Here is a 24948-nt window from a genome sequence, read left to right as displayed (position 1 = left end):
CAATGGTGAAACCGGGCAGCCGATCCTGGCCGCGAGCGCAGCAATGCGCCCAGCCGAGCCTGCCAATGCGGCCACCAGCCCTTCCCCGCTGATGATCGACCCCTTCGGCCGTGCCGTGACCTATCTCAGGGTCTCCGTGACAGACCGTTGCGATTTCCGCTGCGTCTATTGCATGGCGGAGGACATGACCTTCCTGCCCAAGCGCGAGGTTCTGTCGCTGGAAGAGCTGGACCGGCTCTGCACCGCCTTCATCGAGAAGGGCGTGCGCAAGCTGCGGCTGACCGGCGGCGAACCCCTGGTGCGCAAGAACATCATGACCCTGATCCGTGGCCTGTCGCGCCATCTGGACAGCGGCCTTCTGGAAGAGCTGACGATCACCACCAACGGCTCCCAGCTCGCCCGCCTCGCCAATGAGCTTTATGATGCGGGCGTGCGACGGATCAATGTGTCGCTGGATACGCTGGACGAGCAGCGCTTCAAGGCGATCACCCGCTGGGGAGAGCTGGGCAAGGTGATGGACGGCATCCGCGCTGCCAAGGAAGCCGGACTGCAGATCAAGATCAACATGGTCGCGCTCAAGGGCGTCAATGAGCATGAGATCATTCCGATGATGGAATGGTGCCATGCCAACGGCCATGACCTGACCCTGATCGAGACCATGCCGCTTGGCGAGATCGACGGCGACCGCACCGACCAGTATCTGCCCCTGTCGCTGGTCCGCAGCCGGCTGGCCGACCGCTTTACCCTGACGGACATCCCCTACAAGACCGGCGGCCCGGCCCGCTATTCCAAGGTGGAGGAAACCGGCGGGAGGATCGGCTTCATCACGCCGATGACCCATAATTTCTGCGAGAGCTGCAACCGGGTGCGCGTCACCTGCACGGGCCAGCTCTACATGTGCCTCGGCCAGGACGACATGGCGGATCTTCGTGCCCCGCTCCGGGCATCCGAAGGCAATGAGCTCTTGAGCGACGCCATTGACGAGGCCATCGGCCGCAAGCCCAAGGGCCACGACTTCGTCATCGACCGCCGCACCCGCCAGCCCGCCGTCTCCCGCCACATGAGCGTCACAGGCGGCTAAGCCCCCTCACCCGGACCTTCGGTCCGACCTCTCCCCAGGGGGAGAGGTGGAGCTTGCCGCGGGTGTTTGGGACCACTCCGACGCTCACGGCATCCTGCCTTCAGACACTTGGCAGCCCTTCACGGCACAGCCCGCAGCCTCTCCGTCAGGGAGAGCGCTGGGGTGAGGGACCGCTTTCTCTGCAAATCCCCCACACCCGGACCTTCGGTCCGACCTCTCCCCAGGGGAGAGGTGGCGCTTGCCGCGGATGATTGGGACCACTCCAACGCTCACGGTATCCTGCTTTTCGGAACTCAGCACATTCTCATGGCACAGCCTGCCCCCTCTCCCTCAGGGAGAGGGCTGGGTTGAGGGAATTCTGCTGAGCAGCCCTCAGGCTTCAGGCTGCCGCTCTCTGGAAAAAATCCCGAGAATTCCGAACCATGTCAGCAGGATATAGACGGCCATGACCGCGATCATCGGCCAGGTATCCTGCGGATACATGGCATCGGACAGGAGCCAGGCGACAATCGTGCTGCTGACCGCGCCCATCCCGATCTGAAGCGAGCCGCTGAGACCGGAGGCGGAGCCTGCCAGATCCGGGCGCACACTGACGGCACCGGACAGGGCGCTCGGCAGGCACAGGCCATTGCCGAGACCGACCAGAACCATGGGCAGGAACAGCATGAGTTCGGAACGGATGCCCATCCCCATGGTTCCGATCACCAGACAGGCGATGGCAAGGCTTGGGAACACCGTTCCGGCAACCACCATCGGCACCAGCCCAACCCTTGAGGCAACCCGGCCGGATATGCCGTTGCCGACGAAATAGCCAAGGCCCACGAACATGAAATAGAAGCCCATTTCCTCAGGCAGCATGCCCAGCTGCCCGGCAGCGATGAAGGGCGTTCCGCCGAGATAGGCGAAATAGACAGAAGAGGTGAAGCAAGCCGTCAGGGCAAAGGCCCAGAACACCGGTTCGCTGACGAGAGACTTGTAATTGCGCACAAGACCCTGAACGCCTCCGGAGGCCTGGCCGCGCAACTTGTTGGTCTCATGCAGGGTCAGATAGGCGACCGCCAGCACGGAAATGCCCAGGATCAGCATGAGCCAGAATCCGCCACGCCAGCCGTAGCTGGCATCCAGAAAGCCACCGATCGCCGGGCCGAAAGTGGGGCCGACCGTCATGCCCATGGTGACATAGCCGATCATGCTGGCTGCCTGATCCCGGTCATAGAGGTCGCGCACGATGGCGCGGGCAAGCACCATGCCCGCGCTGCCGCCGACGGCCTGAATGATCCGGGCGGCAATCAGCGCTTCAATCGTGGGCGCCAGAAGGCACAGGACGCTGCCCAGCACGTAGAAACTCAGGCCGATCAGCACCACCGGACGCCGTCCATAGCGGTCGGACAAGGGCCCCAGCACGATCTGGGACAGGGCAATGGCCACGAAGGACAGGGACATGGTCAGCTGCACTTCGGCAGCCGTCGCCTCGAAGGCCTGCATCATGCCTGAAAGGGACGGCAGGTAAATGTTCATGGACAAGGGCGAAAGGGTCGAAATGGCGACCAGAACCGGAATGGAGGGCGCACTTGCCTGAGCGGTAGGGGACGGCTGCAACATGATCTTCTTTAAAGGCGGCGAACAATGAGACTGAGAAAACGGCGGCAGAGCCAGCCCCTCACCCTAGAAACAGTTCGTTTCCCTTACAAGTCATCACTTGCGCCGCAGCGCAACCAGACCGATTGCCGGTGGTTTGTCAGGCCTTGGCCGGAAGACGCGACAACCGCCGCTCGCGCAGGAAGGTATAGATGCCTGTCAGCACGACGATGATCGTGCCGGCGACCGTCATCAGATCCGGCACCTCGCGCCAGATGAAATAGCCAAGGCCCAGCGCCCAGAGAACCGATGAATAACGGAAGGGGGCAACGACGGAAATATCGCCGGAGCGCATGGCCAGAATGATGAAGATGTAGCCGACGGTGACAAAGCCCGTTGCCCCGAGCAGCAGTGCCAGGGAGGTAACGTTCAAGGCAGCCCAGCCCTCGGTGAGGGACATGGTGCCGCCCAGGGCCGCCACACCGATGCTGGTGGCAAGCGCCACGCCGAAGGTCGGCACGGTGGCCGGCATCTGCCGGGTCGCCAGATCCCGAAGGGCCATGAACATGACCGCAGCCAGAGCCAGCAGTGACCAGGCGTTGAAGCCCTCCAAGCCCGGCCGCACGATCAGCACGACACCGCAAAAGCCGACGAGGATGGCCGTCCAGCGCCGCCAGCCCACCGGAGCCTTGAGAAAAATCGCAGCGGCCGCCGTCACCACCAGCGGCAGGGCCTGAAGGATCGACGTGATGTTGCCGATCGGCATCTGCATCAGGGCTGTCAGGTAGAGGACGGTGGAGCCCACTTCCGCGAAGGTGCGCAGCAGAACCAGCGGATGCACCAGCCCGCGCCAATTCCGGAACACGCCGGTGAAGTGGCAGACAACGGCCATGATCAAGGCCGTCATGACCCCGCGCAGGAAGATGATCTGGCCGAGCGGAAGCTCATCGGCGACCACCTTCACCAGGCTGTCATTGATGATGAAGGCTGCATTGGCAACCAGCATGGCCGAGATCGCACGGCCGTTCCCCATCAAATCCAAGGTCGCTCTCCCAGCAGGGCACCGGCCCGGTCAGGGTTGCCTGCCGGGCTTTTCATAATCTCTCGAGTTTCCGGCTTGAAGCGGCGTTCGGGAGGCTTGTCCATCCCCTTCGCCAATCATGCAGGCACTTGCCGGAGCCTCCGCCATGCGGCCCGTTCCGGCAAGTGCGTTTAGCACCAAATCAGGTCCGTTGAAAATCTGATTCAACCACCTTGCGGATTGATTCAAACGAACCGGATAAATGGTTGGAATTTAATATAAATCCCAGCCCTGTCAGCGCTGAGGCATCACTCGAAGACGATTTTGGGGGCCGCTCTCTGGCCGCCTTCTTCGTTCTGACGCACCTCATCCATCACCTTTGCCGCGATCTCGCGGTAGACCTTTGCGTGGACGCCCTCCGGTTCGCTGGCGACAATCGGCGTTCCGGCATCGGAGGTCTCGCGGATACGGATGTCGAGCGGCACTTCGCCCAGGAACGGCGAGCCGAGCTTTTCCGCTTCCGCACGCGCGCCGCCATGACCAAATATGTCGTGACGTCCGCCGCAGTCCGGACAGATGAAGTAGCTCATGTTCTCGACGATGCCGAGGACAGGCACATCCACCCGCTTGAACATGTTGAGACCCTTGCGGGCATCGATCAGGGCAAGGTCCTGCGGGGTGGAGACGATCACGGCCCCTGCCAGCGGCACCTGCTGGGCCATGGTCAGCTGGGCGTCACCGGTTCCCGGGGGCATGTCGACCACCAGAACATCCAGCTCGCCCCAGGCGACTTCCCGCAGCATCTGGGTCAGGGCGGAAATCACCATCGGCCCGCGCCAGATCATCGGCGTGTCTTCTTCCACCATGAAACCGATGGACATGACCTTGACGCCATAGCCTTCGAGCGGCTTCAGGATCCTGCTGTTGGCGGGATCAACAGGCTCCGGCCGTCCGGAAACCTTGAACAGCCGCGGCACGGAAGGGCCATAGATGTCCGCATCCAGCACGCCGACCTTCAGCCCGTTGGCCTGCATGGCCAGGGCAAGGTTCGCCGTTGTCGTCGACTTGCCGACACCGCCCTTGCCCGAGGCAACCGCGATGATGTGCTTGACGCCCGGCACGCCCGGCTTCTGGCCCGGCTTTTCCGGAGCGGTCGCCCGCCCCCCTTGGACAGGCGCTCCGATGGAGGCCCTTGGTGCTGCCGGCGCGGGAGCACGGGCAGCACCGCTTCCGGCGGCCCGTTCTGCAGTCAGGGCGACCATGGCCGTCTCGACGCCCGGAACCTCGCGCACGACCTTTTCCGCAGCCTGACGCAGCGGCTCAAGCTCACGTGCCCGTTCGGCCGGAACAGTGATGGAAAAGGCCACACGGCCATCGGACACAAACACATCGGAGATCAGGCCGAGGGAGACAATGTCTCCTTCCAGGTCCGGTCCCTTGATCGTGGACAGCCGCTCAAGAACGGCCTTCTTGACAGTTTCGCTCATACCTTGCGCCTTCCTTGCGCCTTCCATGCGGCGCCTTGGTTCGCATCCGCTGATCCGGCAGGGCGCCGGACAAAACTCAGGCGACTAACGTAGTCATGGATCGGCAAGCGTCAATCGCAGCGGGAGAGACCTTTCGCCTCCCCCTCTGCCGCCTTTCCGGTTTTCCCCAGCCCATCGCAGCTGGAAGGGCGCAGTCGAAGCGGCAAGACGCCCTGGCAGGGCCCGGCTGTCACACGGCGTTCATACCGCTGGGGCAGAGGATCCACCAACCGTGAGCTGTTCCACTCCGGCCTCTCGCTCTTGACCGCCCCTGCCGTAAGGGACGCTTGCGCCAGACGTCCGGGTGAGGCAGCCTGCTGTCGGTTCAATGGGTTCCAGCCTCTCCGGAGTAGCCGTCATGTCTTTGTTTTCAAGCACTTCCCTTAGCCGCCGCACTCTGTTGAGAGGGGCAGCGGCAACCGGCTTTGCCGCCTTCCTTCACCCCTACTCCCTGCGCGCCGCCGAAGGCACCGCCCATTTGCGGCTGATGGAAACCACGGATCTGCACGTCCATGTGTTTCCCTATGACTATTATGCCGACAAGCCCATCGATACCGCCGGTCTTGCCCGAACAGCCAGCCTGATCCGAGCCATCCGCAACGAGGCGACCAACTCGGTTCTGGTCGACAACGGCGACTTCCTTCAGGGCAATCCGCTCGGCGACTACATCGCCTATGAGCGCGGCATGAAGGACGGCGACCTGCATCCGGTGATCAAGGGCATGAACGTGCTCGGCTTCGACGCCGGCACTCTGGGCAACCACGAGTTCAATTACGGCCTGGAGTTCATGAGCAAGGTGCTGGCTGGCGCTAACTTCCCCGTTGTCTGCGCCAACCTGGCCAAGGGCGACCTGGCAGCCAATGCCCGGGACGACAGCCTGTTCCTGAAACCCTATGTCATCGTTGAAAAGACGATCCAGGACGGTGCGGGCAAGAGCTATCCGATCAAGATCGGCTTCATCGGCTTCGTGCCGCCGCAAATCATGAACTGGGACCGCGGCCACCTGGAAGGCAAGGTCAACACCCGCGACATCGTCGCCGCGGCCAAGGCCTTTGTGCCGGAAATGCGCGAACAGGGCTGTGATCTTGTTGTAGCCCTCTCCCACTCGGGCATTGATGGCTCCACCTATGCGGAAGGCATGGAAAACGCCTCCCTGCATCTTGCCGCAGTCGACGGCATCGATGCGGTCTTCACCGGTCACCAGCACCTTGTCTTCCCGGGCCCGGACTTCAAGGACGTGCCGGAAGTGGACGTCGAAAAGGGCACGCTCTTCGGCAAGCCCGCAGCCATGGGCGGCTTCTGGGGCTCGCATCTCGGCGTCATCGACCTGATGCTGGAGCGGGAAGGCAATGGCTGGAAGATCGCCGGCTTCACCACCGAAGCGCGCCCGATCTATGAAAAGGAAGGCCGCACCGTGAAGCCGCTGGTGGAAAGCCAGCAGGACGTTCTGGATGCGGTGAAGGAAGACCACGAGGCGACGCTTGCCTATGTCCGCCGCCCGGTCGGCAAGACCTCCGCGCCGCTCTATTCCTACTTTGCGCTGGTGGCCGATGACCCGAGCGTCCAGATCGTCTCCAAGGCCCAGACCTGGTACATCGAGCAGATGATGAAGGGCACCGAATGGGAAGGCCTGCCGATCCTGTCGGCTGCGGCTCCCTTCAAGGCTGGCGGCCGCGGCGGCCCGGACTATTACACCGACGTTCCGGCCGGTGACGTTGCCATCAAGAACGTCTCGGACCTCTATCTCTATCCGAACACCGTCCGCGCGGTCGCCATCACCGGCGCAACCGTCAAGGAATGGCTGGAGCGGTCTGCCGGCATGTTCCTGCAGGTCGAACCGGGCAAGGCCGATCAGCCGCTGATCAACCCGGATTTCCCGAGCTACAATTTCGACGTCATCGACGGGGTGACCTATCAGATCGACCTGAGCCAGCCGTCGAAATACGGCCCCAAGGGCGAGGTCCTGAATGAGAGCGCGAGCCGGATCATCGACCTCAAGTTCAACGGCCAGCCGATCGATCCGAACGCCAAGTTCGTGGTTGCCACCAACAACTACCGCGCGGGCGGCGGCGGCAACTTCCCCGGCATCAACGACAGCGTGATCGTCTTCGTCGGCCCGGATACCAACCGGGACGTTCTCGTCCGCTACATCGTCGAACAGGGCACGGTGAACCCGTCCGCCGACAACAACTGGACCTTCAAGCCAATGGAAGGCACCACGGTGCTGTTCGACACGGGCCCTGGCGGCAAGGGCTATGCCTCTTCGGTCAAGGGTGTGAAGATCGAACCGGCTGGTGACGGCGAAGGCGGATTTGCCCGCTACCGCATCACGCTCTAAGTAGGTTCACACCCCATTGTTTCGCACCGCCGGGGCCTCTCCGGCGGTGTTTTTATGTGCAAACAGGAGCCATCCAGATGACGTCCATACTGATCACCGGCGCAAACCGGGGCATCGGCTTTGCCCTTGCCAAAGCAGCCCTTGCCAGGGGATGGACCGTTTATGGCTCTGCCCGTTCCGCAGATCAGGCGGAAATCATGGCCAAGGACCTGCCGGGATTGACCCCGCTCGTCTTTGACGTGACCGACCGCGCCGCAATTGCCGCAGCCGCCGCGCAGGTGGATGGCAGTCTGGATATCCTGATCAACAATGCAGGCATCATCGGCCCTTCCCGCCAATCCACCCTCGATATGGATTTCGACGGCTTCCTGAAAACCCTTGAGGTCAATACGGTTGCCCCGCTCGCCGTCGCCCAGGCGTTCCTGCCCAAACTGAAGGCGTCCGGCTCCGGCCGAATTCTCAGCGTTTCGAGCCAGATGTCCTGGATGGGCTATCGGGCCTCCGACCGCATTGCCTACAGGGCCTCCAAATCAGCCCTGAACAAGGTCATGCAAGGCCTCGCCACCGATCTTACACCCGACCGCATTCCGGTCGTGGTTATCGATCCGGGCTGGGTCAAGACCGACATGGGCGGCTCTGCAGCAGACAATGATCCGGCACGGGTCGCAGAGGGCATTCTGGCAATCGCGGACGAGCTAACCATTTCTGTCACCGGCACATTCTTCAAGTGGACGGGCGAGGAAAGGCCGTTCTAGAAATTGTCTGTCCTTTAGTTCCGGAGAGATATCTGATGCCCTGGCCCGAGCCCGTTACCCTGGAAGGCAAGCTTGCGACCCTCGTTCCCCTGACACAGGCACATGCCGGAGAGCTGGCGGAAGCAGCGGCGGAGGGCGGGGTTCACCGTCTGTGGTACACGGCGGTCCCTGCACCGGAAAAGGTGCCCGCCGAAATCGAGCGCCGGCTCAAGCTTCAGGAAGCAGGGTCCATGCTCGCCTTTACCATTATTTCCTCGGAAACCGGCAAGGCGGTCGGCATGACGACCTATATGAACATCGACGCCGCCAACAAGCGGGTGGAGATCGGCTCAACCTGGTACCGGCCTGCCGTGCAGCGCACCGGCCTCAACACCGAATGCAAGCTTATGTTGCTGCGCCATGCCTTCGAGACACTGGGCTGCATTGCCGTGGAGTTCCGCACCCATTTCATGAACCGCCAGAGCCGGGCCGCGATCGAACGGCTGGGCGCAAAGCTGGATGGCATCCTGCGCTCCCACCAGCAGCTTCCCGATGGCTCCCTTCGGGACACCTGCGTCTATTCCATCATTGCTAGCGAATGGCTGACGGTGCGCAATCATCTGACCTGGCAAATGGAAAAACCGCGCTGAAACTGCGGGCAAACGCGACAGGGCGGGCGCAACCCGCCCCTTCGCACTTGCGTTAGGACACTGCGACGCCTACCTTTTTTGGAAAGGATCTTTCAGGGAGTCGGCATTGCCTGACAGTTGCTCGCCCTCAAACTGCGACGAACCACCAAGCAGACGACTGCCTCTCTCCCCTCTTGGCGAGACACCCCTCCGGCACGGGAGGCTTTCATGATCCGTGGCGCGCAGCGACCTCCCTCAGACGGAGAAGACGAGCTTCTGACCCTGATCCTCGCAGGCGGGCAATCAAGGCGCATGGGCGGCGGCGACAAGACCCTGCTGCCGCTCGGTGGCAAACCGATGCTTTCTCATATTCTGGAACGCCTCGAGGGCCAGAGCGCCCGCACAATCCTGAACGCCAATGGCAATCCGGAGCGGTTTTCCGGCTTCGGCCTACCGATCATTCCAGACAGTATCGCAGGGTTCGGCGGTCCTCTTGCCGGCATTCTCACCGGCATGCTCCATGCCCGGCAATTCTTCCCGCAGGTGCGCTCCATCGTCTCAGTCGCAGCGGACACACCCTTTTTTCCAAGAGACCTGATTGCCCGGATGAAGGCAGCAGTGCCCCGGGACAAGCCGGTGATTGCCCTGGCCACATCCAGTGACCGCCTGCATCCTGTCTTCGGCCTGTGGCCGGTGGAACTGGCCGATGATCTGGCCTTCTGGCTGGCCAGCGGTCAGAACGGCAAGGTCCTGGCCTGGGTCGACCGGCATGATAGCATCGAGATAGACTTTGGCCCCGATCCCCTGACTGGACTGGATCCCTTCTTCAACGCCAACCGGCCCGAGGATCTTGAGACCGCCCGGCAGGCCCTCAGCCAGGCCACCGCATGAACGGTGTAAAAGTCTTTGGCGTCACCGGCTGGAAGAACTCCGGCAAGACCACGCTTCTCACCCGGCTGGTGAGCGAGTTCACCCGCCGGGGTCTGCGCGTCTCCACGATCAAGCATGCTCACCATGCCTTCGACATCGATCACGAAGGCACTGACAGTTTCCGCCACCGCGAAGCCGGTGCGGGAGAAGTTGCGATCGTCTCGGGTACCCGCTGGGCCCTCATGCATGAGCTGCGCAACGAAGAAGAGCCGTCCCTTGAGGACGTGCTCACCCGTCTTGCCCCTTGCGATCTCGTCCTGATCGAAGGCTACAAGCGGGAGGGACATCCCAAGCTTGAAGTTCGGCGCCTTGAAGCAAGGGAGCGCGGGCCGCTCAGCGATACCGACCCGGCTATCCTCGCCATTGCAGCCGATCACGACATCAGCGACGACCGTCTCCCCTCCTTCCGGATCGATGACATTCCGGCCATTGCGGACTTTATCGCAGCAACTCTCGACCTGCCGCCCTATCCCTGACCGCCCCTCTCCCCACCCCTAAGGGCAGGTCTTTCCATGAGGCACAATCTGCCCGGCAAATCCCGCAGGCTCTTGGGTCTGGTCCAGATATCTGATCTGCAAGCCATTGAAGTGACCGCAGATCATGTTTCGGCATATGTCTTGCTGTTTCCGGAGGATCGAACCCCTTCCCTTCCTTCGCACCAGCGGATGTAGAGATGAGCACGATCACCACGAGTGGACAAAACGAGACGGCAGCCAGCGCGTCCTCAACAGTGCAGCCCCGCAAGCATGGCGCCATGTTCGATATGGAAGCCTTCAAGCAGACCCTTGAAGACCGCTACCGGTCCTGGACCGAGTTGCCGATGGAAGAGCGGATCCGGGACAAGTATCTCAACGATCACAAGCTGTCGGAAAGCGGCCTTGCCAATCTGCCGCCGGAGGAACGGCTGCTGCACGAGGAACGGATCGCCAAGCAGATCAAGCAGCCAATGCTCAAGAGCTACAGCGCCGAGGATCTGGACAAGGCCAAGAACTCCCTGTCCCTCCTGTCCGAACGCACACTCACCGACGTCATGACCCTGAAGCTTCGGGAAGAAGAGTTCGCAGCCAGGAACGCGACGGCCCCGGGCAATGCAAGCGCGGAACAGGCCGAGGAATCAGACGCAGGGACCGGCACGCAACCATGGCTGAACTGGATCACTCCGGTAGATCTCACACAAAGTTAGAGTTCCCTCCGGCCGCGAGGCTTACTATAGTGCCCGGATGTTTTTAATGATCCGGACATTCTGATGACCTTTATTCGCCTCTTGAGTGCAACTGTTCTGAGTTTCACCTTTCTTTTTCTTCCCTTCTCCGCCAGTGCGAAGACATGGAAGACAGTTCGTATTGGATTTGAGGAAAACTTTCCTCCCTTTTCCTTCATCGATTCCAAGGGCAAGCTGGATGGCTTCGATTTCAAGCTGGCCGAAGCGCTTTGCAGCAAGATGGGCGTGACCTGCCAGTATTATACTGTCACCTACGACGCGGCCCCCGTTGCCCTGACCGGCATCCGTGACAGCTCCACCAACAGCTACAAGCGCGAACCGCAAGTCGATGTGCTGATCAACTCGATGACGATCACCGAGCGGCGCAAACAGTTCTTCGCCTTTTCAAAACCATACTACTACCTGCCCCACGCCATCCTGATCCGCAAGGAAAGTGGCATCGACATCAAAGGCTCGAAGGACACGGCAGGCATGAAAGTCGGCGTTGTCACCGACTCGGACGAGATGGCCTATGCGCAGAAATACTTCCGGGAGGCCGACCTCAAGACTTTCTATGATCTGGACAGCCTCAAGGACGCGGTGAAGAACCGGGAGATCGAGATGGCCCTCATGGATGCCGCCTCAGGCTATGAATGGGTCGATACGGATGCAGGCAACTGCTGCAAGACGAACGGCCATTTTCGCGCGATGCCGGACCTCAGTCCGGGCGCGGGAATTGCCGTGCGCCACGAGGACACGGAACTTCTCGATATGATCAACGCCGCCCTGACGCTGATCAAGGGCGACGGCACCTACGAGAAAATCCGGAAGCAGTTTTTCAGGTTCACACTTGATGCAGGTTGAATCTGTAAAGATTTCAACCACAAAGGTGCTTGCGGAATTTCGCAAGTACCCGGTTCCCGGAGCCAGTTCGAACGACGGCGCAAACAAGGTTACGTAAGGTCCTTGTTGACGCATGCGAAACAACGCTGTTTTTTTGTTAGGCACGGTTGAAATTCATGCAGAAAAGTATGGAATAGAATCTTCGAGCGGGTAATGGCGCTGAACAGCCAGCCCGCCGCAAAACAGAAGATAGGGGAACATCTCATGCGTATCATGCGTTTGGCAGCCGCTGCTGCAATGGTTCTGGCAGCCGCCGGCGGCGCCGAAGCCAAGGAATGGACGAAGGTCCGCATCGGAACGGAAGGCGCATATCCTCCGTTCAACGTTCTGAGCTCTGACGGCCAGCTCAGCGGCTTCGACGTCGACATCGCCAAGGCGCTGTGCGAAGACATGAAGGTCGAGTGCGAGTTCATCGCGCAGGATTGGGAAGGCATCATCACCGCCCTTGAAGCCGGCAAGTACGACGCCATCATCGCCTCCATGTCGATCACCGAAGAGCGCAAGCTGAAGGTCGATTTCACCAACAAGTACTACAACACCCCGCCGGCGATTGCCGTGCCGAAGGACAGCGCCCTTGCCGGCGTGACCGACGCGGATCTGGCTGGTGCAGTGCTTGGCGCCCAGGCCTCCACCACCCACTCTAACTATGCCGAAGCCAAGCTGCCCTCCGCAGCCCTGAAGCTCTACCCGACCCCGGACGAGTACAAGCTCGACCTTGAAAACGGCCGTATCGATGCCGCCATCGACGACGTGGTCGTGCTCGACGAATGGGTCAAGTCCGACGCTGGCGCCTGCTGCAAGATCCTCGGCACCCTGAAGCCGGATCCGGTCATCAACGGTGAAGGTGCAGGCATTGCCATCCGCAAGGAAGACCAGGACCTGAAAGAGATGTTCAACAAGGCAATTGCGAACATCCGTGCCAATGGCAAATACAAGGAAATCAATGACGCCTACTTTGACTTTGACGTCTACGGCGACTAAGACTTTCTCATCGTGAACACTTGAAGCGCGGCCCTTTCATGCGCCGCGCTTCGTTTGTTTTCAGGTCCTTTTTTCAGCACGAGTGAGGAAGCCAACCTCGATCATGACTGAGGCTTTGACACTGCTCTCTTTCGGTGACGCAGGCTGGGGCGATCAGATCGCCATGGGCGTGGTCGTCACGGTAACCCTCGCCCTTGCCACCCTGCCCTTCGGCCTGACCCTCGGCTTCCTCATTGCGCTGGCCAAATTGTCGGACGAACCGTCCCTGAAGGCGGCGGCAAACATCTTCACCACCATCTTCCGGGGCCTGCCCGAGCTGCTGACCCTGTTTCTGGTCTATTTCGGCATCCAGATCGGCGTTCAGGAGCTGGCCAAGCTGCTTGATCTCAACTTCACCATCGAGATCAACTCGTTTGTTGCCGGCATGGCCGCCCTTGCGGTGGTGTTTTCCTCCTATGCGTCGGAAGCCTTCCTGTCCGCTTTCCGGGGCATTTCGAAGGGCCAGTATGAAGGCGGTTATGCCCTCGGCATCAGTAAGGGCCTGACCATGCGGCTGATCATCGTGCCGCAGCTCATCCGCCTCGCCCTGCCCGCCCTCGGCAATCTCTGGCTGATCCTTCTGAAAGACACCGCGCTGGTCTCCGTGATCGGCCTTGCGGATGTCATCCGGCAGACCGGCATCGCCGCCCGCGTCACCAAGGAACCCTTCCTGTTCTTCAGCATCGCTTGCGGCATCTACCTGGTCCTGGCGGTGATTTCCTCCTTCGGCCTTGCCCGTATCGAGCGCTGGAGCAAGCGCGGGGAGGCCTCAAGATGACCATGACCACCGGCTTCATCGAGGCGCGCCGCCCGCCTGCAGCCCCTGCCCGCTCCTGGACCGGCGCGCGGATTACCGGCCATGTGCTCATGGCCTTGTGGGCGATCGCCGGCTTCTTCCTGCTCTGGTATCTGACGGAGGCCTATTTCAGCCCGTTCTTCGAGAAATACGCCGAGAAATACGTCTCGGGCTTTCTCGTGACGCTTCAGATCGTCGGCATTTCGCTGGTCATCGGCGCGCTTCTGTCCGTGCCGATCGCGATGGCCCGGAATTCGCGTTTTGCGCTGCTCCGCTGGCCCGCTTATGCCTATGTCTATTTCTTCCGCGGCACGCCGCTGCTCGCACAGACCTTCCTGATCTACTACGGCTCGGGCACCTTCCGCCCGGAGCTGGCCTCTGTCGGCCTCTGGCCTTTCTTCCGGGAAGCCTGGTTCTGCGTGATCCTGGCCTTTTCCCTGAACACGGCTGCCTATCAGGCGGAGATCCTGCGCGGTGCCATCGCCAATGTGCCGAAAGGCCAGTGGGAAGGCGCCATGGCCCTTGGCCTGTCGCGCCCGGTGATCCTGTTCAAGGTGATCCTGCCCCAGGCGATGATGGTTGCGCTGCGCCCCTATGGCAACGAGATCATCCTGATGATCAAGGGCTCGGCCATCGCCTCCATCGTAACCGTGTTCGACCTGATGGGTGAGACACGCCGGGCCTATTCCCGCTCCTATGACTTCCAGGCCTATATCTGGGCCGCCGTCTTCTACCTCTTCCTGGTCGAGGTCCTGCGGCGCGTCTGGGACATGCTGGAAAGGCGCCTGACACGGCATCTAGCGCGCTAGGGCTCGGCAACCGGCACCGGCAGGTTTCTCCCGCAGAAGGGTACCGAAACCTGCCGAACCGTCCCTGACAGACCTGCCCGGATAGGCTAAAACCCTCAAAGAGATACGGCCAGCCCGCCTCGATCCGGCTGGCCACACAAGTGGAGGACGAGACGTTATGGCTAAGGTTGCATTCATCGGACTGGGCGTCATGGGCTACCCGATGGCAGGCCATCTGAAGACCCGGGGCGGACACGATGTGACCGTTTACAACCGGACCACCGCAAAGGCAGAAAAATGGGCGGCGGAGTTCGGTGGCAACTTTGCACAGACCCCGCGGGAAGCGGCCGAAGGCGCGGATTTCGTATTCTGTTGCGTGGGTAACGACAATGATCTGCGTTCGGTGACCACGGGTCCGGACGGCGCCTTCCACGGCCTGAAGTCCGGCGCCATTTTCATCGACAACACCACCGCATCGGCAGAGGTTGCCCGCGAGCTTTATGCAGCCGCGAAGGACAAGGGCTGCGGCTTCATCGATGCTCCCGTTTCCGGCGGACAGGCCGGTGCTGAAAACGGCGTCCTCACCGTCATGTGCGGCGGCGATCAGGACATCTTCGACAAGGCCAAGCCGGTCATCGACTGTTTCGCCAAGTTCTCCGGCCTGATGGGCGAGGCCGGCGCAGGCCAGCTGACCAAGATGTGCAACCAGATCTGCATCGCCGGACTGGTTCAAGGCCTGTCCGAAGCAGTTCATTTTGCCAAGAAGGCCGACCTGGACGTTGCCAAGGTCATTTCCGCCATCCGGGGCGGTGCAGCCCAGAGCTGGCAGATGGAAAACCGCTGGGAGACCATGAAGGATGGCAAGTTCGACTTCGGTTTCGCCGTCGACTGGATGCGCAAGGACCTCGGCATCTGCCTTCAGACCGCCAATGAAACTGGCGCGCGACTGCCGGTAACTGCTCTGGTCGATCAGTTCTACGCCGAAGTGCAGGCCATGGGCGGCAAGCGCTGGGACACGTCCAGCCTCATCGCCCGACTGGAAAACGCAGACAAGAAATAAGCGCAAAAGCTGCGTCAGGTCCCGGCTTATTCAGGCCGGGGCCTGACGGCAACAGCCAGTCCCCATGCTGTTGCCCTCCCCTCAATGAACCTTTGCTCCCGTTCCCGGCACATACGGACACTCACCGCCCATGGCTGCCGCCATGGCCACGATGAACACCGAGCCGAGACAGAAAGACGGGAGCCGAGCAGAATGGCCATTACGATTGAGGGTGTCACCTACAGGACCAGTGTCCTGAAGATCATCGACAAGAAGAACGATCTCGCCTGCAAGGCCTATATCGCCTTTGCTGCCGCAAATGGGCACAAGGACACCATCATGTTCCTGCTCGACACCGTAGACCAGGATCCGAAGAAGGACTTCCCGGTCTATTTCTCCGGGAAGCCGAAGAAGAAGCTCAGCGCGATTTCTTCCAAGATCCGGGATCAGGCTGACACGCTCGCCACCCTTGACGACTGGAAGAACAGAGGCTGGAACGATGTCTACAAGGACGCTCGCGAAGCCGTGGCCAAGAAGATCGAGACCGACATCACCAAGGCGTTCTATTCTTCCGACACCTTCAAGAAGCTCCATCAGAAGTACGCCGGCAAGAAAAAGGAAGCCGAAGCGGAGATGCAGGACCGCCGCAAGGGCGTCCGGCTGACGGGCAATCCTGACGAAACTCTTGCCAAGGCAGGCAAACGCGAAGGCGTCCGCCTGACCAAGGGCACCTGAGCCACCAGATTGGGCTGCGGGCGGTCACTCCGCCTGGGCCAAATGCAAGCAGACAGCAAAAGGCCCTGGAACCTCCGGGGCCTCAGATCGCTGACAGAGTCCCAATGACGCTTGAAAGCGTCAAATAGCGAAGAGCTGGATGTCATCCCTGCGAAGGCAGGGATCCAGTAACCACCTGAGGTAGCTACCTTTTTCAAGTCTTTGCGCTACGGGATACTGGATCCCGGTCTTGGTGCTGTGCACCAAACCGGGATGACCACCAAACCTGGCTACTTTGTCATCGATCTCAGACCCTGGAACCTCCGGGGCCTTTTTGTCATCTCCATGCCGGAAACCTACTGCCCGGCGGCTTCGCGCGCCAGCGCGTCCAGAAGCAGGTTGACCTCTGCAATCGCCGCTCTGGAGGCGTCGCTGCCGCGCTCGGTCAGCGGCATGTAGCCGACGGTCACCTCGCCCGGCGCATCCGGCGTGTCAAAGACAAAGACCGAGTACGGGCAATAGCCGATGTTGAGCGGATCGGCTTCCATCACCTTGCGCGACAAGGCAGCAGAACAGAACAGCATCACGTCGCCATTGCCGAAGACATCCTTCGTGCCGCCCACATCGTCCTTGGTGCGGGCCAGCATTTCGCCAACGTGAGACGTGTGATCGACCACAAGCCCCCGGTTGATGATGGCGCTCTCAAGATCGAACCGCACATCGTCAAAGGGGGCTTCGACCTTGAAGGTCACGGGCTCATCCGCCTGAGCAGAAAGACTGCCCAGAGCGAGAAGGCAGAGGCTGAAAAGACCAGCGGCGCTTTGCCTCTGAAGTCCACGTCTGATCATGCTGTTTTCTCCCGTACGGACGGGAAAGCCGCGTCCGTTGTCTTTCCCGACACTATGCCGGGAGCAGCGCACCGGGTCCAGCGCGCAGCGGAAGATGAGACCCATCAAGGGGATACGGCAGTGGATCCTGCCATATGCCCTGTTACGGTTCGGCAGCCTGATCGTCTTCCAGCTAGGCGAGCTCTTTCAGACTCTTGCCGGATTGAAAGGCCTTGATCAGGTCTTCCGGCTTGGCCTTCACGCCCTGCTTGCGCAGCAAAACCTTCGCCTTGGCCACCGCTTCGTTTTTTTGCTTCTTGACCAACAGGATGATGATTTCATCCACCTCGGGCGCGTATTTGATCCCGGCACGGACAGCAACCATCGTCGGATTGCCGAACTTCTTCACGAGCTTCTGATCCTCGGCCTTCGTCTCCTTCTGATGCATCTTCTGGAAGGCCCTGCTGCTGAAAAACTCCTCAATCACCTTCTTCTGCTGCACTTGCGCACGCGCATGGCGATGGATTTGCGAAACGACATCCGCCCAGCCAGAGGAGCCGAAATCCTTGGTTGGCGCGTATGTTTCGACGGCCTTCATGATCGGGGTGGGCAACTTGAACTTATACTTTGCGCTCTTTGACAGATAATAAAAATAGATGTCCGTCGGTTTTTCTGGAAACAACACAAAGCGAAGCATGTTGTAGATTTCCTTCTTGCCCTTGAAGGACAGCAGGAATTCATAGCAGAATGTCTTGTTCCGGCTGATTTCGACCAGTGTATTGGGATAAGCGATCCCATCAATGGTTGTCGTCATGGCTCACCTCACCGCAAGATCCAGGGTGCACGAGCCTGCCTGATGCGGGCCCGTCAACACTAGGTCCTTGCGGCGAAGCAGAAGGTTCATCCCTGGCGGCATTATGCTGGCCAGCACAGGAAAGCTTTTCTGGAAGTGCGGAAAGACGTTCAGTCCGCCTTCGGCTTTTCCGGCACCACATAGCTCAGGGGCAGCTCGGTGGTGTATTTGATCTGCTCCATGGCGAAAGTGGTCGATACATCGGTGATGTCGATCTTCGCGATCAGGCGCTTGTAGAAGGCATCATAGGCGCCAATATCCGGCACGGTGACGCGCAAGAGATAGTCCACCTGACCGGCCATGCGGTAGAACTCCACCACTTCCGGAAAGTCGCGGATCACATCGGCGAATTTCTTCAGCCAGTCTTCCGTATGCTGATTGGTGGTGATGGCCACGAAGGCCGTGACCTTGGCATTGACCTTGGCCGGATCGAGCAAGGCCACACGGCCCGTGATCACCCCGTCCTCTTCCATCTTCTGGATACGGCGCCAGCAGGGCGTGGTCGACAGGCCAACCCGGCGGCCGATCTCGGCGACAGGCACCGTGCAGTCCTCTTGCAGGATGGACAGGATGCGGCGGTCAATGCGGTCAATCATGTGTTTCAGACCTGATTTGGGACGATGCCCGATGGATTCGATTTCTCTTGAAAGGGTACAGGACTGAAACGGTTTTTCACATCATTCCAAACATGCAAAAAACTAGATTTTTCTTCTACCGACCCTGCCGATATCCCTTGCCGCCTCCGGCATTCAATGTCAATTCCTTCGCTCAAAGGGAATAAATTTTCCCAGCACGCAGTTCTGGAGACCATCCATGACCGGACATCTGATCCGCTTCGCCCAAAGCTCTCTGCGGGCCGCCGCAGGCGCGGCCTTTTCCATCGCGCTGACGGCAACCGCCGCCCTGGCAGCCCCTGCTGTCACGCCGCTCGTCTCCACGGACTGGCTGGCCGGTCACACTGGCGCAAGCGATGTCGTGATCCTCGACATTCGCTCCAAGATGTCCAAGTCCGGCAAGGAAGACTATCTGAAGGGCCACATCCCTGGTGCGGTCTGGTCCGAATATCCGGGCTATTGGCGCACGGACCGCGATGGCGTGACCGGCATGCTGCCCGCAGTCGAAAAGCTTGAAGCTGTTCTGTCCGAAGTCGGCCTGTCGGAAGACAAGGCGCTGGTCATCGTACCGGGCGGCTTCAACAGCTCCGATTTCAGCGCAGCAGCCCGTGTCTACTGGACGCTGAAGTATCTCGGCCATGACGCTGTTGCCATCCTGGATGGCGGCTTTGCGGCCTGGGCTGAGGAAAACCGCCCGCTGCAGACTGGCGACGTGACCCCGATAGGCGATCTCTTCGTGGCCGAACCGGATGAAGCGCTGCTGGTCTCCACCAATGAAGTTGCTGAATTGCTCGGCACCGGCACCCTGCTTCTGGACGGCCGTCCGGCCAACCAGTTCGCCGGAGCACAGAAGCACAGCGATGCCACCCGCTTCGGCCATATTCCAGGTGCAGTCAATCTGGATCAGGATCAGTTCTATGACCGCAAGACCAACCGCCTGAAGTCGAAGAGCGAACTTGCCCGCCTGCTGCCCGCTTCCGTGCAGGGCTCCAACGGCAAGATCGTTTCCTACTGCAACACCGGCCATTGGGCAGCCGCCAACTGGTTCATCCTGACCCAGGTCCTCGGCCGCGACAATGTCACGCTCTATGATGCAAGCATGGTTGGCTGGTCGCAGGACAAGTCCCTGCCGATCGAAGCCACCGTCGCCCCGGCAGAGCCTGCAAAGGCAAAGTGATCTCCGGGCAGCATGACTGCTCTACAGAGACGGACCAAAGCCCACCCTTCGCGGTGGGCTGAGGTTGATGACAAAGGGGGCCTTCTCCCTGTTCGTCATGGTCGGGCTTGACCCAACCATCTGCAAGCCATTGACTTGTTTAGGTCCTCGGCTCAAGGCCGAGGATGACGATGGAGAGGTGGCAGCTTTGTCTGCACTTTGAGCCCACCCTTCGCGGTGGGCTTTTTCATTTGTGCTTTGCGAGATCTCAAGGGCATTTTCCTGCCAGGCACTGTTGCACCGGAGAATACGTGCGAGACCAATCGACAGGCATAGCCTGCTCCCTCTCCCTCAGGGAGAGGGTTGGGGTGAGGGACCGAGCGCTCTGCAAGCTCCCTCACCCGGACCTTCCGGTCCGACCTCTCCCTCAAGGGAGAGGTGGAGCTTGCCGCAGATGCTTGCGACCACTCCAACGCTCACGGCATGCTGCCTATCGGAACTCAGCACATCCTCACGGCTGAGCCGGCGCCCTCTCCCTCGGGGAGAGGGGTGGGGTGAGGGACCGAGCGCTCTGCAAGCTCCCTCACCCGGACCTTACTGTCCGACCTCTCCATCAAGGGAGAGGGAATTCCCCGCACCTCACCGCCTGACTTCAAAGATCTTCCGGTTCAAAAGCCCCTTCCCGGACAGCCTGAGTTCATCGCACGAGCCGCGCGACTTCCTCTCTAAGGACCGGGAGCAAGTCCGTTTCGAACCAGGGGTTCTTGCGCAGCCAGGCATTGTTGCGCCAGGAGGGATGGGGCATGGGCAGCACGCGCGGCCTGCGGTCTGTGGTCCAGTAGTCCTGCCAGGAGGCAACGGTCTCCGTCAGCGATCCCTTGCGGGCCTCTCCCAGATGATAGGCCTGCGCATATTGCCCAATCACGAGGATCAGCTCGATCTGGGGCATCTGGGCGAAGATCCGGTCGTGCCAGATCTTCCGGCATTCGGGCCTAGGCGGCAGGTCTCCGCCCTTGGCATCGAGCCCGGGAAAACAGAGACCCATGGGCACGATGGCCAGTTTCGCCGCATCGTAGAAAACCTCCGGCCCGACCCCCATCCAGTCCCGCAGCCGGTCTCCGGAAGGATCCGTGAAAGGGCGGCCGCTGGCATGAACCCGCGTCCCGGGCGCTTGGCCGCAAATGCAGATCCGGGCTGAAGAAGACAGCTGAATGACTGGCCTGGGGTCATGGGGCAAGGGTTTGCCCTTCGGGCTGTCCAAACAGACCCGGCAGGCAGCTATTTCCCGGGCCAGGGCGGCCAGTTCACTCACGGGCATGTCCACTCGTTCAAATTGTCAGGCAAGTGTTAAGGGGTGATTCACCAACCCTTTGAGGCTGATCTTAAGAAATCATGAGTCAAAGGTTATAAACAGGGAGAGACCCTACAATCTTTCGATAGGCATAGGGGGAAGATGTTCTACGGCGCGAACATTGAGAGCGACGCCAAGACCGCGATCAACCGCAAGCGGGCGATCAGGCGGCGGGAGCTTGCACGCACGATCACGGATGTGCGCGGCCGTATTGGACAGACCGGCAGCCTTCACAATGACTATGAGCTGGAACGCCAGCATCTCTTTGCCGACACGCGCATCAGCTCCGCCTATGCGGTGCCCATGCTGGCCATGATCGTTGCGGCGATCTCCAATCTCTGGCTGGACCCCTATACGGTCGCCACCTGGCTTGTGTTCACCCTGAGCCTGCATTTCCTCACCGTTGGCACCTGCCGCACCTATGAGCGCCAGTCCACGTCCAAGCGCTCCTTGCAGCACTGGCTGCGACGCTTCGTCATCGGCGATCTGCTTTATGCCTGCAGCTGGGCGGCCTTCTTCCTGCTGCCGCCAAAAGAAAACGCCGGGGCAGGCTTTCAGGTCTTCCAGTTCGCCACCATGCTGATCGTGGTGGCCATGAACACCATGCTGTCCGCGACCCTGCCGAAGGCGCTTCTGGCCGGCACTCTGCCCGTTTCCCTGACGGTGACGGCAGCCTTGCTGCAGCAGAAGGAACCGATCCATTACACGCTGGCCGCCATGGCCGTCGGTGCGCAGGGCTTCTTCTTCATTCTGGGCAGCCAGCTTCTGAAGACTGCCAACACCATGTTGGAGTATCGGGCGGAAAAGGACCATCTGATCGCTGAGCTGGAAACGGCCAATGCGCTTTCAGATGAATCCCGCAGGCGGGCAGAAGAGGCAAACCTTGCCAAGAGCCGGTTCCTGGCCACCATGAGCCATGAGCTGCGCACGCCGCTGAATGCCATTCTCGGCTTTTCGGAAGTGATGAAGGACGAGATCCTTGGCCCGATGCACAATGCCAATTACCGAGCCTATGCAGGCGACATCCACGCTTCCGGCGATCATCTCCTCAACCTGATCAACGAGATCCTGGACCTCTCCCGCATCGAAGCGGGCCGGCACCAGCTTCAGGAAGAGGCCTTGTCGCTGACGGATGTCCTGGAAGAATGCTGCTCCATGATGCGCATCCGGGCGAATGCCAAGAGCATCAACCTGACCGCCTCCCATCCGGATGTGATGCCGAGGGTCTGGGGCGACGAGCGCGCCCTGCGCCAGGTGATCCTCAATCTTCTGTCCAATGCAGTGAAATTCACGCCGAGCGGCGGCACTGTTGAGGCCCATATGGGCGGCACGCAGGACGGCGGGCTGTTCGTTTCCATCAAGGACAATGGACCGGGCATTCCGGAAGAAGAAATTCCGGTGGTGCTTCAGGCTTTCGGCCAGGGGGCGATCGCCATCCAGAGCGCGGAACCGGGAACGGGCCTTGGCCTTTCCATCGTCCAGGCGCTGGTCGGCATGCATGGCGGCAAGTTCGAGCTGAAGTCCCGCCTCCGGGAAGGAACCGAAGCCATCATGACCCTGCCCGCCTCCAGAGTTCTGGAAGCCATGCCGGTCTATGACCAGCCGGTCATCCGCCGCCACGCCTCAGCGCGCAAGATTGCCTGAGAACTCCCACTCACCATGGAAGTCCCCTCACCCTGCCCTCTCCCCAAGGGGAGAGGGCGTGCGGAGGAAAGGTTCGGACAAACATCAAAGCATCATCTGCCTTGCGGTCTCTCCCGCGCCAATGGTTCTCCCTGCGCCTCTCCACAGCGGCCTTCTCCCTTGAGGGAGAAGGTGCCCGAAGGGCGGATGAGGGTGAGTGCTCTTGAAAGGCGCTCAGGCGTCCTTGCCGGAAACGCCCGCATCGGCAAAGGTTGCCATGCTGTTGTGCGCTTCCAGGGCTGCCTTGACGAGACCGGCGGCAAGGGCTGCGCCCGTGCCTTCCCCAAGACGCATGCCGAGGTTCAAAAGAGCTGTCTTGCCCATGATCTGAAGGGCGCGCTCATGGGCAGCTTCCGCGGAAACATGGGCAAAGAGGCAATGGTCAAGGCCAGCCGGGTCCATGGCATAGACGACAGCCGCAGCCGCCGTGGTGACGAACCCATCAACGATGACCGGAACGCGCTGCAGGCGGGCCGCGATGATCAGGCCTGCCATTGCGGCAATCTCGCGGCCACCGATGCGGCGCAGGATCTCCAGCGGATCCTTCTCACCGTTCAGGCGGGCGACGGCGGCTTCAACAGCGGCTTGCTTGCGGACCAGACCCTGGTCATCGACGCCCGTGCCGCGGCCAACCCATTCGGCAGCCGTGCCGCCGAAAAGAGCCATCAGAACGGCGGCAGCAACGGTCGTGTTGCCGATGCCCATCTCGCCCAGGCACACCATGTCGATGCCGCCAGCAAGGGCTTCCATGCCGTACGCCATGGTCGCTGCGCAATTGGCTTCGTCCATCGCATCTTCTTCGGTGATCGCCGGTGTGGGAATGTCCACGGCCAGATCGAAGACCTTCAGGCCGATGTCGTTGATCCGGCAGATCTGGTTGATGGCGGCGCCACCGGCGGCGAAATTCTCGACCATCTGGCGGTTGACGGAGCTCGGATAGGCAGACACGCCTTTGTCCGCGATGCCATGGGCCGTTGCGAAGATCGCGACCAGCGGACGGGTCACCTTCGGACGGGCATTGCCCGACCAGGCCGCAACCCACTCGGAAATCTCTTCCAGCCTGCCGAGCGATCCGGCCGGCTTGGTCAACTGGGCTTCACGTGCCCGCACAGCCGCAAGCGCCGCTTCGTCCGCTCCGGGGAAGGACTTCACCAGATTGCGGATATCGGTGAATGGCAGGGCGGTTTCGGCGAGCGACATAGGCTTCTGGCTCCAACATGGCCCATCCCAGCGTGGACGGGCTTGGTCTGTCTGTGGCGCCGATCTATAACGTCCGTCTGACAAATTACAAGGCAAGGCAGAGGCGTGACCTTTCAAGACGAACCCGGCGAAGGCCAAGAGCCCTCCCTGCCGCAGCGGATCCTGTGTGACACGGCTGCCTGCCTGCGCTTTTTCTCCCGCCTGCCCCTGCCGCGCCTCTCTGCCTGCGACAATCCAGCCGCCCTGCCAGATTTCAGCGCCATTGCCTGGGCGATTCCCATTGCTGGCGTGCTGATCGCCCTGCCCGCCGCCCTTGCCGGTGTCCTGCTTGGCTACACCGGTCTGCCGGCATTGGCTGTTGGCCTGATCGTGACCGGATTGCTTGCGGCGGTCACGGGAGCCTTGCACGAGGATGGCCTTGCCGACATTGCGGACGGCTTCTTTGGCGGCGCGACTGCCGAACGCAGGCTTGCGATCATGAAGGACAGCCAGATCGGCAGTTTCGGCGCGCTGGCCCTGATCGTCTCGGTCGGCCTGAAGGCGGTTCTCATCGCCACGCTTCTGGAAAGACTGGGACCAGTCTCCGCAATGGTGCTGGTGCTGGGCAGCGAAGCCCTCTCGCGTTGCCTGATGGCCTGGCAATGGTCGGTGCTTCCGGCTGCCCGCCCTGAGGGCCTTGGCCACCGCTTCGGCTGCCCGGATCAGGCTGCCGTGGTTCTGGCGGCTGTCGCCACCCTTGTCCTGCTGATACCCTCCGCCAGCCTGCTGCCCGTGCCAGCGCTGCTTGTCGCGCTGGTCCTGTCTGCGGGAGCAGCTTTTGCCGTTGGCCGGTTGGCCATTGCCAAGATCGGCGGCTTCACCGGCGACGTTCTGGGGGCCGTTCAGCAAGTCAGCGGTCTTGTGTTCCTCATCTGCATCACCGGCTGAGGTTCACTCGCCCAATCAGCAGCTTTTCCTTGTGTTCCA

Annotated in this window: 24 protein-coding genes; 16 read left to right on the top strand and 8 right to left on the bottom strand. The window is 61.0% G+C overall.

The annotated features are described in order from the left end of the window. Positions 1 to 43: 43 nt before the first annotated feature. A complete protein-coding gene (gene moaA, locus BUA94_RS06190) occupies positions 44 to 1081 on the top strand; it encodes a GTP 3',8-cyclase MoaA (RefSeq protein WP_073011083.1) in 1038 nt (345 codons plus the stop codon). A gap of 372 nt (positions 1082 to 1453) precedes the next feature. Here the strand turns inward: moaA and BUA94_RS06185 are convergent, their stop codons facing one another. The 3 genes from BUA94_RS06185 to apbC all read right to left on the bottom strand — a co-directional run bounded on the left by BUA94_RS06185 (position 1454) and on the right by apbC (position 5167). Beyond that, complete coding sequence (locus BUA94_RS06185) at positions 1454 to 2683, bottom strand: multidrug effflux MFS transporter (RefSeq protein WP_073010134.1); 1230 nt, start codon at positions 2681 to 2683, stop codon at positions 1454 to 1456. A gap of 136 nt (positions 2684 to 2819) precedes the next feature. After that, complete coding sequence (locus tag BUA94_RS06180) at positions 2820 to 3692, bottom strand: DMT family transporter (protein ID WP_073010132.1); 873 nt, start codon at positions 3690 to 3692, stop codon at positions 2820 to 2822. Between the two features lie 296 nt (positions 3693 to 3988). Beyond that, complete coding sequence (gene apbC, locus BUA94_RS06175; RefSeq protein ID WP_073011080.1) at positions 3989 to 5167, bottom strand: iron-sulfur cluster carrier protein ApbC; 1179 nt, start codon at positions 5165 to 5167, stop codon at positions 3989 to 3991. 397 nt (positions 5168 to 5564) lie between these two features. Here apbC and BUA94_RS06170 point away from each other — a divergent pair, with 397 nt between their 5' ends. From BUA94_RS06170 to BUA94_RS06115, 12 genes are all read left to right on the top strand, one after another. Continuing rightward, positions 5565 to 7544: a bifunctional 2',3'-cyclic-nucleotide 2'-phosphodiesterase/3'-nucleotidase gene (locus BUA94_RS06170; RefSeq protein ID WP_073010129.1), complete on the top strand. Its 1980-nt coding sequence runs from the start codon at positions 5565 to 5567 to the stop codon at positions 7542 to 7544. Positions 7545 to 7621: 77 nt separating this feature from the next. Further along, positions 7622 to 8299, top strand: coding sequence for an SDR family oxidoreductase (locus BUA94_RS06165; protein WP_073010126.1), 678 nt, complete (start codon positions 7622 to 7624; stop codon positions 8297 to 8299). Between the two features lie 35 nt (positions 8300 to 8334). After that, on the top strand, positions 8335 to 8928 hold the full coding sequence (locus BUA94_RS06160; RefSeq protein ID WP_073010123.1) for a GNAT family N-acetyltransferase: 594 nt from the start codon (positions 8335 to 8337) through the stop codon (positions 8926 to 8928). Positions 8929 to 9135: 207 nt separating this feature from the next. Further along, complete coding sequence (gene mobA / locus BUA94_RS06155; protein WP_073010120.1) at positions 9136 to 9798, top strand: molybdenum cofactor guanylyltransferase MobA; 663 nt, start codon at positions 9136 to 9138, stop codon at positions 9796 to 9798. Then, positions 9795 to 10313: a molybdopterin-guanine dinucleotide biosynthesis protein B gene (gene mobB, locus BUA94_RS06150; RefSeq protein WP_073010116.1), complete on the top strand. Its 519-nt coding sequence runs from the start codon at positions 9795 to 9797 to the stop codon at positions 10311 to 10313. Before mobA ends, mobB begins: the two co-directional genes overlap by 4 nt. Positions 10314 to 10510: 197 nt before the next feature. After that, on the top strand, positions 10511 to 11020 hold the full coding sequence (locus BUA94_RS06145) for a hypothetical protein (protein WP_073010114.1): 510 nt from the start codon (positions 10511 to 10513) through the stop codon (positions 11018 to 11020). Between the two features lie 63 nt (positions 11021 to 11083). Next, on the top strand, positions 11084 to 11902 hold the full coding sequence (locus BUA94_RS06140) for a substrate-binding periplasmic protein (RefSeq protein WP_073010111.1): 819 nt from the start codon (positions 11084 to 11086) through the stop codon (positions 11900 to 11902). 243 nt (positions 11903 to 12145) lie between these two features. Then, positions 12146 to 12922 (top strand): ABC transporter substrate-binding protein, encoded by a 777-nt coding sequence (locus tag BUA94_RS06135; RefSeq protein ID WP_073011077.1) that lies wholly within the window; start codon positions 12146 to 12148, stop codon positions 12920 to 12922. A 103-nt stretch (positions 12923 to 13025) separates the two neighbouring features. After that, a complete protein-coding gene (locus BUA94_RS06130; protein ID WP_073010108.1) occupies positions 13026 to 13739 on the top strand; it encodes an ABC transporter permease in 714 nt (237 codons plus the stop codon). Beyond that, positions 13736 to 14566 (top strand): ABC transporter permease, encoded by an 831-nt coding sequence (locus tag BUA94_RS06125; protein ID WP_073010105.1) that lies wholly within the window; start codon positions 13736 to 13738, stop codon positions 14564 to 14566. The genes BUA94_RS06130 and BUA94_RS06125 overlap by 4 nt, the downstream gene beginning before the upstream one ends. A gap of 157 nt (positions 14567 to 14723) precedes the next feature. Beyond that, positions 14724 to 15605 (top strand): NAD(P)-dependent oxidoreductase, encoded by an 882-nt coding sequence (locus tag BUA94_RS06120; protein ID WP_073010102.1) that lies wholly within the window; start codon positions 14724 to 14726, stop codon positions 15603 to 15605. Between the two features lie 192 nt (positions 15606 to 15797). Next, complete coding sequence (locus tag BUA94_RS06115) at positions 15798 to 16319, top strand: hypothetical protein (protein WP_073010099.1); 522 nt, start codon at positions 15798 to 15800, stop codon at positions 16317 to 16319. A 335-nt stretch (positions 16320 to 16654) separates the two neighbouring features. On the opposite strand, the gene BUA94_RS06110 is transcribed toward BUA94_RS06115, so the two are convergent. The 3 genes from BUA94_RS06110 to BUA94_RS06100 all read right to left on the bottom strand — a co-directional run bounded on the left by BUA94_RS06110 (position 16655) and on the right by BUA94_RS06100 (position 18571). Further along, positions 16655 to 17146 carry a DUF302 domain-containing protein gene (locus BUA94_RS06110; protein ID WP_073011074.1) on the bottom strand — a complete coding sequence of 164 codons (492 nt, stop codon included), beginning with the start codon at positions 17144 to 17146 and terminating at the stop codon, positions 16655 to 16657. Between the two features lie 172 nt (positions 17147 to 17318). Then, complete coding sequence (locus BUA94_RS06105; protein WP_139251021.1) at positions 17319 to 17822, bottom strand: hypothetical protein; 504 nt, start codon at positions 17820 to 17822, stop codon at positions 17319 to 17321. A 266-nt stretch (positions 17823 to 18088) separates the two neighbouring features. Beyond that, complete coding sequence (locus BUA94_RS06100; protein ID WP_208980017.1) at positions 18089 to 18571, bottom strand: Lrp/AsnC family transcriptional regulator; 483 nt, start codon at positions 18569 to 18571, stop codon at positions 18089 to 18091. Positions 18572 to 18791: 220 nt separating this feature from the next. Here BUA94_RS06100 and BUA94_RS06095 point away from each other — a divergent pair, with 220 nt between their 5' ends. Continuing rightward, positions 18792 to 19769, top strand: coding sequence for a sulfurtransferase (locus tag BUA94_RS06095; RefSeq protein ID WP_073010089.1), 978 nt, complete (start codon positions 18792 to 18794; stop codon positions 19767 to 19769). A gap of 676 nt (positions 19770 to 20445) precedes the next feature. On the opposite strand, the gene BUA94_RS06090 is transcribed toward BUA94_RS06095, so the two are convergent. Continuing rightward, positions 20446 to 21066 (bottom strand): uracil-DNA glycosylase family protein, encoded by a 621-nt coding sequence (locus BUA94_RS06090; RefSeq protein ID WP_073010086.1) that lies wholly within the window; start codon positions 21064 to 21066, stop codon positions 20446 to 20448. A gap of 135 nt (positions 21067 to 21201) precedes the next feature. Here BUA94_RS06090 and BUA94_RS06085 point away from each other — a divergent pair, with 135 nt between their 5' ends. Next, the gene (locus BUA94_RS06085) at positions 21202 to 22743 is read left to right on the top strand and encodes a sensor histidine kinase (RefSeq protein WP_073010083.1); all 1542 of its coding nucleotides are present in this window, start codon (positions 21202 to 21204) and stop codon (positions 22741 to 22743) included. Between the two features lie 213 nt (positions 22744 to 22956). Here the strand turns inward: BUA94_RS06085 and cobT are convergent, their stop codons facing one another. Continuing rightward, complete coding sequence (cobT, locus tag BUA94_RS06080) at positions 22957 to 23982, bottom strand: nicotinate-nucleotide--dimethylbenzimidazole phosphoribosyltransferase (protein ID WP_073010080.1); 1026 nt, start codon at positions 23980 to 23982, stop codon at positions 22957 to 22959. Between the two features lie 105 nt (positions 23983 to 24087). On the opposite strand from cobT, the gene BUA94_RS06075 reads away from it, so the two are divergent. Then, entirely contained in the window at positions 24088 to 24909 is an 822-nt protein-coding gene (locus BUA94_RS06075; protein ID WP_208979978.1) for an adenosylcobinamide-GDP ribazoletransferase, read from the top strand. Positions 24910 to 24948: the final 39 nt, after the last annotated feature.

This window comes from Roseibium suaedae, assembly GCF_900142725.1.
Taxonomy (GTDB): Bacteria; Pseudomonadota; Alphaproteobacteria; order Rhizobiales; family Stappiaceae; genus Roseibium; species Roseibium suaedae.
The sequence above is the reverse complement of the archived record's forward strand: the minus strand, read 5'-3'. Positions and strand labels throughout refer to the sequence as shown.